The organism is Kineosporia sp. R_H_3, assembly GCF_002198675.1.
In the GTDB taxonomy this organism is placed as follows: domain Bacteria; phylum Actinomycetota; class Actinomycetes; order Actinomycetales; family Kineosporiaceae; genus R-H-3.
This window is the reverse complement of sequence record NZ_MWLL01000051.1, coordinates 1-6996: the sequence shown is the minus strand read 5'-3', so window position 1 is coordinate 6996 and position 6996 is coordinate 1. Positions and strand designations below refer to the sequence as shown.

Below are 6996 nucleotides of genomic sequence, written 5' to 3'. Positions count from 1 at the left end.
ACCGCGACGTCCCCCACCGGGCCCGCGCCGTCCGCCACGTCCCCGGCCACCGGCCAAGGGCCCGCCTACGACCCGCGCCTCGTGCCCGCCGGCGACCCGGGCTCGACGGCCTTCCGGATCACCCGGACCGGTGAGCTGCCCACCCCGAGCGGCGACGGCACGGGCAACTTCCGCACGGTCTGCGCCTACTCGCACATGAACACCGACGACCCGATCGTCGCGCCGATGCGGCTCGGGGCCTCGCACCTGCACGTCTTCTGGGGCAACACCCGCACCGACGCCTCGTCGACGGCCGCCTCGATCGCGACGAGCGGCGGCTCGACGTGCCGCGGCGGGACGGCGAACCGGACGGCGTACTGGGCGCCCGCGCTCGTCGACACCGCGTCCGGTGCCCCGCTCGCCCCGGACCTCGTCCACGTCTACTACAAGAGCGGCTACTACGGCCTCGCCCCGGGAGACATCGGCGCGCTGCCCGCCGGGCTGCGGATGATCGCCGGCAGCTCGACGGCCCGCGGGCCGCAGGAGCACGCCGGGTGGCGGTGCTGGAACGCGGGCGGGGCCGCCACGGCGTCGGTCCCCCGGTGCGCCCCGGGCGACTTCGTGACGATGACGCTCGACTTCCCGCAGTGCTGGAACGGCCGTGACCTCGACTCCGCCGACCACAAGTCCCACATGAGCTACCCGGTCGGGGGCCGCTGCCCCGCGAGCCACCCGGTCGCGGTCCCGGTCATCACGTACAACGTGCTGTACCCGGTGCGCGCCGGTGCCGACACATCGCGCTGGCGGCTGTCGAGCGACACCTACCCGGACTCGCTGCCGGGCGGCTACTCGGTGCACGGCGACTGGTTCGACGGCTGGGACCCGGCCGTGAAGCAGACCTGGACCGACGGCTGCGTCCGCCGGCCCGTGACGTGCGGCTCGCACATGCTCGGCGACGGCCGGGTCATGCAGGGCGACGTCTGACGGCAGGGCCCGCCCGGTCGGTGCGTCGGCGGGACGTGCGCTCACGTCCCGCCGACGACCCCGGAGAACGACGACGGCCCGGGGGCGAGGGTCGTGAGCAGGCTGACGAGGTCGGACGTGAGGCGGGCCGTCGCGCCGTCCGGGGCGGTGACGCCGCTCGCGACGCACGGCCCGGCCGCGACATGCAGCGTCGTCCGTGGCGTGACGCCCTCGGGGGTGTCCAGGACGAGCAGCCAGTGCGCCTCGTAGCCGGGGCGCAGCCGCACCGTCGCGCAGAACGGTTCCGGCGTCCCCAGCCCGGCCGGGGCGACCCGCAGCCGCGTCGTCAGGGTCGCCGACTCGTTCGCGGAGAGCACGTGCGCGGTGTCGAGGCGGCCGCCGGTGTAGCTGCAGACGACGGCGGCGGTGACCCGGCCCCGGAGGACGCCGTCCTGGCGACCCGTGCCGTCGGGGGCGGACGTGACGGCCCGGGACGGGCAGCCCTCCGGCGGCGGCTCGAGACGCAGCCCCTGGAAGAGCCGGTCCGCCAGCGCCGGGTCGGGCGACGTGACGACGAGGCGGAGGTCGGCGCCGGGCACCCGGGTGACGACCTGCGTCCGCCCGTCCTCGAGCACCCGGCGGCCGGTGGCCGGGGGCGGCGGCTCGCCGTCGGTGACGGGGAGCACCCAGTCCTCCAGGACGACGGTCGTCAGGGCCTCGGGGTGCTCCGGCGTCGCCAGGCAGGAGCGGACCGGCCGGTCCTCCCGGACGACGTACGCGGCGTCCGCGACCGGTGTCCCGCACCGGACGGCGGCCGGGTCGAGGTAGGCCGCCGGCACCGGGACGACGGCGCCGCGGAACCGGAGCGCGGGCTGCTCGGGCGCGGTGCCGGTCGACGGGCCGGAGGGGGCCCGGACGGCCGGCACCACGGTCGCGCCGGTGGACCAGGAGCGGGGCACGAGGACGGCGGCCACGACGACGAGGGTGCCGAGGGCCGCCGCGCCGACCGCGGCCCGGCGCCGGCGCTCCCGCCGGACCTGCCCGCGGGCGACCGCGGCGAGCGCGACGACGTCCGCGTCCGGGGCGGCCCCGGCCTCGGCCGCGAAGGTGTCCCGCAGCCGGGCCTCGACGTCGCTCACGGTGCCTCCCCTGTGGTGGTGGTCGTTGCCGGCGTGGCCGCGCGCTCCCGGAGCGTCGCGAGCGCCCGGGACGCGGTCGCCCGGACGGTCACCGGGCTCACCCCGAGCGCGTCGGCGATCGCGACGTCGTCGAGGTCCGACCAGTAGCGCAGGACGAGCACCGTCCGGGCCCGCGGCGGCAGCCCGTCGAGCGCGGCCCGGAAGCCGTCCCGGCCGGCGACGCCGTCCGCCGGGTCCGCGCCGTCCGGCCCCGCGCCGTCCGGCTCCGGGACCTCCCCCACGGGCACCTCGCCGCTCGACCGCTTCCGGACCGCCGCGAGGTGCGCGTTGACGAGGATCCGCCGCACGTACGCGTCGGGGTGGTCCGCCCGCTGCACCCGCCGCCAGTGCCGGAAGGCGTCGACGAGCGCGGTCTGCACGAGGTCCTGCGCCCGGTGGGCGTCGCCGCAGAGCACGTGCGCCAGGCGCAGCAGCGCCGGCCCGCGTGCGGCGACGTACTCCTCGAGCTCCACGGCCTCTCCCGTCCTCGTCCAGAGGATGCGCCAGGGGTGCCCGGATGTTGCGTCCCGACGCCTCCGGTCCTGGCGGCCGGCCGGCAGCCCCGCCGCGAGGCTTTGCTCTGCCCTCAGAAGTGAGGGTGAAGTGAGCGTGGGGTCCCGGCTGGGCGCCACAACGCAACCACAACCGCCCTCCGGACGCCGCAACCGGCCCAGGAGGGGAGTTCTGGTTGCGCTGTGGCGCAGGCGCACCACAGTTTCGTCGTTGCTCCGCGACACCCCGGTCGGTTGCCGGTGTGTCGAGCGGCGACGACGAACCTGTGGCGCGGCCGACCCTCACTGGTGATGGCAGAGCAAGCACCTGGCTCGCTGGTGATGGCAGAGCAAGCGTCGGCGAGGAGAACGGTCAGGGCTCCGGGTGGCGGGCGTCGTAGCGCACGAAGCGGGGCTGCACGCGGGCCAGGAGCAGGGCGGCGGCGACGCACACGAGACCGCCGGCGCACGCGGCGGCCGCCTCGCCGAAGACGTCGCCGGACGTCCCCGAGACAAGGTCGCCGACCCGGGGGCCGCCTGCGACGACGACGATGAAGACGCCCTGGAGGCGGCCGCGCAGGGCGTCCGGGGTGGCGGCCTGGAGGATCGTCTGCCGGAAGACCGCGCTCACGGCGTCCATCGCGCCGGCGACGACGAGGCAGCCGAGGGCGGGCCACAGCCACGGCGACACCCCGGCCCGGGTGACGCCCGCCGTGCCGCCGGCGGCGAGCAGGCAGGCCCCGAACGCCGCGACGGACAGCCCCCAGCCGACGACGCACGCGACGACGGCGAGGCCCTGCCGGCGGACCGTCCCGAGCGGTCCGGAGAGCAGCCCGGCGAGGATCGAGCCGCCGGCGATCGCCGACACGAGCGCCCCCGCGGTCGTCGCGCCCCCGCCGAGGACGACGACGCCGATCGCCGGGAACAGCGCCCGCGGCATCGCGAAGAACATCGCGGCCATGTCGACGAAGAACGTCATCCGGATGTTCGGGCGGCCGCCGAGGAACCGCAGCCCCTCGACGACGGACGCGAGGCCCGCGCGGCGCCGGACGCCGTCCGCGGTCGGCTCGGGCGGCATCGGGGGGAGCCCGAAGACGCCCCACAGCGCGAAGAGGTACGTCACGGCGTCGACGGTGTACGCGGCCTCGACGCCCCACCGGCCGACGACGAAGCCGCCGAGCGCCGGGCCGACCGCGGCCCCGATCGTGAACGACAGCGTGTGCAGCGCGTTCGCGGCGGGCAGGTTCTGCCGCGAGACCAGGCTCGGCACGATCGCGGCCCGGGCCGGGTTGTTCACCGCGAAGGCCGCCGACTGCAGCGCGACGAGGGCGTAGAGCAGCGGCACGGAGCGGACGTCGAGCCAGGCCTGCGCGGCGGTGGCGAGCGAGACCACCCACAGCGAGACCGAGGCGGCGATCGCGACGGTGCGCCGGTCCCGGGCGTCGACGATCGCCCCGCCGTACAGCCCGAGGACGACGAGCGGGACGAGCGCGGACAGCCCGACGAGGCCGACCGCGAACGAGGACCGGGTGAGGTCGTAGACCTGCAGGCCGATCGCGACGACGGCCAGCTGCTGGCCGACCTGGCCGAGCGAGAGCCCGACCCACAGCCGCCGGTAGGCAGCGCTCTCCCGCAGCGGGGCGGGGTCGACGAGCAGGCCGCGCAGACGCGCGATCAGGGCTGCCGCCGCTCGACCCGCCAGGCGGCCGGGTCGTCGAGGGCGGGCGGCCCGCCCGGGCCGTCGGGGGCGAGCGCGACGAACACGAGCCGGTCGTGGAGCCGGGACGGGCGGCCCTGCCAGAACTCGACCTCGACGGGCCGGACGACGAACCCGCCCCAGTGCTCGGGGACGGGGACGTCGTCCGGGCTGCCGGTGTCCGGCCAGCGGGCGGCGAGCTCGGCGTACCGGGCCTCGACGTCGGCCCGGGACCCGACGACCTGGGACTGCCGGCTCGCCCAGGCCCCGATCCGCGAGCCCCACGGCCGGGACCGGAAGTAGGCCTCCGTCTCGTCGCGCGGCACCGGCTCGGCGGTGCCCAGGGCGTTGACCTGGCGCTGCAGCGGGTGCCAGGGGAAGGTCAGCGCGAGCACCGCGGTCGCGAGCACGTCACGGCCCTTGCGGGAGCCGTGGTTGGTGAAGAAGACGAAGCCGCGGGCGTCGGCCTGCTTGAGGAGCACGGTGCGGGTCGAGGGCGTGCCGTCCGGTGCGACGGTCGCGACGACCATCGCGTTCGGCTCGACGACGCCGGCCGCCGAGGTCGCGGCGTACCAGGTCTCGAACTGGGCGAGCGGCGTCGGCGCGAGGTCCGCCTCGTCGAGAGCGCCTGCCTCGTACGAGGTCCGCGTCGCCGCGTAGCCCCCGGCCGTCGGGTCGGTGCGGGGGTCCGGCTGCTCGTGCGTCACCCTGTCATCCTCGCGCGGACGCGAAGGGTAGGTGACACCGCGGTGTCCAGTGGTGGAAACATCACAGACCCCCGCGGCGTGCACTGTCGGTCCGGTGGCGCAGAATGCACGGTGCCGGGGATACCGGGCGTACGGGAAGGGGGCGCCGCTCGTCACGAGCGAGGGCGCCGTGATGCAAGGGAGCGTCGCATGTCCGAGTTCGTCCCCGGGCTCGAAGGGGTCATCGCCTTCGAGACGGAGATCGCCGAGCCCGACCGCGAGGGCGGCGCGCTGCGTTACCGCGGCGTCGACATCGAGGAGCTCGTCGACAGGGTGTCCTTCGGCAGTGTCTGGGGGCTGCTCGTCGACGACGAGTTCAACCCCGGCCTGCCGCCGGCCGAGCCGTTCCCGATCCCGGTGAACACCGGCGACGTGCGGGTCGACGTCCAGAGCGCGCTGGCCCAGCTCGCGCCGGTCTGGGGCTTCCGGCCGCTGCTCGACATCACGCCCGAGCAGGCCCGCGAGGACCTCGCCCGGGCCTCGGTCATGGCGCTGTCGTTCGTCGCGCAGTCCGCCCGCGGCAAGAGCCTGCCGATGGTGCCGCAGCGCGAGGTCGACAAGGCCGCCACGATCGTCGAGCGGTTCATGATCCGGTGGCGCGGCGAGCCCGACCCCAAGCACGTCGAGGCCGTCGACGCCTACTGGGTGTCCGCCGCCGAGCACGGCATGAACGCCTCGACCTTCACCGCCCGGGTCATCGCCGGCACCGGCGCCGACGTCGCCGCGTGCCTGTCCGGTGCGGTCGGCGCGATGAGCGGCCCGCTCCACGGCGGGGCCCCGGCCCGCGTGCTCCACATGATCGAGGGCGTCGAGCAGATCGGCGACGCCCGCACGTACGTCAAGGGCGTCCTCGACCGCGGCGAGCGGCTGATGGGCTTCGGCCACCGGGTCTACCGGGCCGAGGACCCGCGCGCCCGTGTGCTCCGGGCGACCGCCCGACGGCTCGCCGCCCCCCGGTACGAGGTCGCCGCCGCGCTCGAGGAGGCCGCGCTCGCCGAGCTCCACGAGCGCCGTCCCGACCGCGTGCTCGCGACGAACGTCGAGTTCTGGGCGGCCGTCGTCCTCGACTTCGCGGGCGTCCCGGCGAACATGTTCGCGCCGCTGTTCACCTGCGCGCGGACGGCGGGCTGGTCCGCGCACATCCTCGAGCACAAGAAGACGAGCCGGCTCGTCCGGCCGGCGGCGCGCTACATCGGCCACGCCCCGCGCACCGTCGAGGCCGTCAAGGGCTGGGACCTCGCCGTCAGCCGTGGCGTCGTGAGCTGACGTCCGGCTCCACGAACTGCCGTCCGACCTCTCCGTCCGACCCGCCCGAGCCGTTCGTCCGACCGCGCGCCGGTGCTTCCTCGTGAAGCCCGGCGCGCGGTCGCATAGATCCGCCACGCTCGGGGGTCGTAGGCAGCGGAGGTGGGTATGCAACCGGACGACGAGCGCGACTTCCGCGCGTTCGTCGCCGCGCGCTCGCCCGCCCTCCTGAGGACCGCGCGGCTGCTCACCTCCGACCGGCACGCCGCCGAGGACCTCGTCCAGGAAGCCCTCTCCCGGCTCGTGCCGGCATGGTCGCGGGTCGACGACCCGGAGGCCTACACGCGCACGGCCATGCACCGGATCCAGATCTCCCGGTGGCGCCGGCTCGGTGTGCTCCGCGAGCACACCGTCGACGTGCCGCCCGACCCGTCCGGCACGGGCCTGTGGCACGCATCGGCGCCGCCGGCCAACGCCTACGCCACGGTCGACGAGCGGATGCTGCTCGTCACCGCGCTGCGCCGCCTCACCCCCCGGCAGCGCGGCGTCCTCGTCTGCCGGTACGTCGAGGACCTCGACGAACGGCGCACCGCCGACCGGCTCGGCCTGTCGATCGGCACGGTCCGGTCGACGACGCACCGCGCGCTCGCCCGGCTCCGGGTGCTCGCACCGGAGCTCGCCCGCCCCCAGCCCCACGA

At 76.1% G+C, this 6996-nt stretch carries 7 protein-coding genes; 3 read left to right on the top strand and 4 right to left on the bottom strand.

All coding sequences use genetic code 11. The features are described from left to right. The coding region (locus tag ECOMGDLI_RS03195) for a DUF1996 domain-containing protein (protein ID WP_143447487.1) at positions 1-963 on the top strand (963 nt) is incomplete at its 5' end. A 41-nt stretch (positions 964-1004) separates the two neighbouring features. Here ECOMGDLI_RS03195 and ECOMGDLI_RS03190 read toward each other — a convergent pair. From ECOMGDLI_RS03190 to pdxH, 4 genes are all read right to left on the bottom strand, one after another. Further along, on the bottom strand, positions 1005-2081 hold the full coding sequence (locus ECOMGDLI_RS03190) for a hypothetical protein (protein ID WP_088313568.1): 1077 nt from the start codon (positions 2079-2081) through the stop codon (positions 1005-1007). Further along, entirely contained in the window at positions 2078-2593 is a 516-nt protein-coding gene (locus tag ECOMGDLI_RS03185; protein WP_088313565.1) for a SigE family RNA polymerase sigma factor, read from the bottom strand. Before ECOMGDLI_RS03185 ends, ECOMGDLI_RS03190 begins: the two co-directional genes overlap by 4 nt. A 391-nt stretch (positions 2594-2984) precedes the next feature. Beyond that, on the bottom strand, positions 2985-4277 hold the full coding sequence (locus ECOMGDLI_RS03180) for an MFS transporter (RefSeq protein WP_088313576.1): 1293 nt from the start codon (positions 4275-4277) through the stop codon (positions 2985-2987). 8 nt (positions 4278-4285) lie between these two features. Continuing rightward, on the bottom strand, positions 4286-5014 hold the full coding sequence (gene pdxH, locus ECOMGDLI_RS03175; protein WP_088313562.1) for a pyridoxamine 5'-phosphate oxidase: 729 nt from the start codon (positions 5012-5014) through the stop codon (positions 4286-4288). A 189-nt stretch (positions 5015-5203) separates the two neighbouring features. Between pdxH and ECOMGDLI_RS03170 the strand changes: the two genes are divergently transcribed. Together ECOMGDLI_RS03170 and ECOMGDLI_RS03165 are read left to right on the top strand one after the other, a co-directional pair. Next, positions 5204-6319: a citrate synthase 2 gene (locus tag ECOMGDLI_RS03170; RefSeq protein WP_088313558.1), complete on the top strand. Its 1116-nt coding sequence runs from the start codon at positions 5204-5206 to the stop codon at positions 6317-6319. 147 nt (positions 6320-6466) lie between these two features. Next, a partial coding sequence (locus tag ECOMGDLI_RS03165) for a SigE family RNA polymerase sigma factor (protein ID WP_143447486.1) occupies positions 6467-6996 on the top strand: 530 nt, incomplete at its 3' end.

Excerpts from the sequence above, each read along its gene's own strand:
- ECOMGDLI_RS03170 (WP_088313558.1), top strand. The coding sequence starts at position 5,204 with ATGTCCGAGTTCGTCCCCGGGCTCGAAGGGGTCATCGCCTTCGAGACG.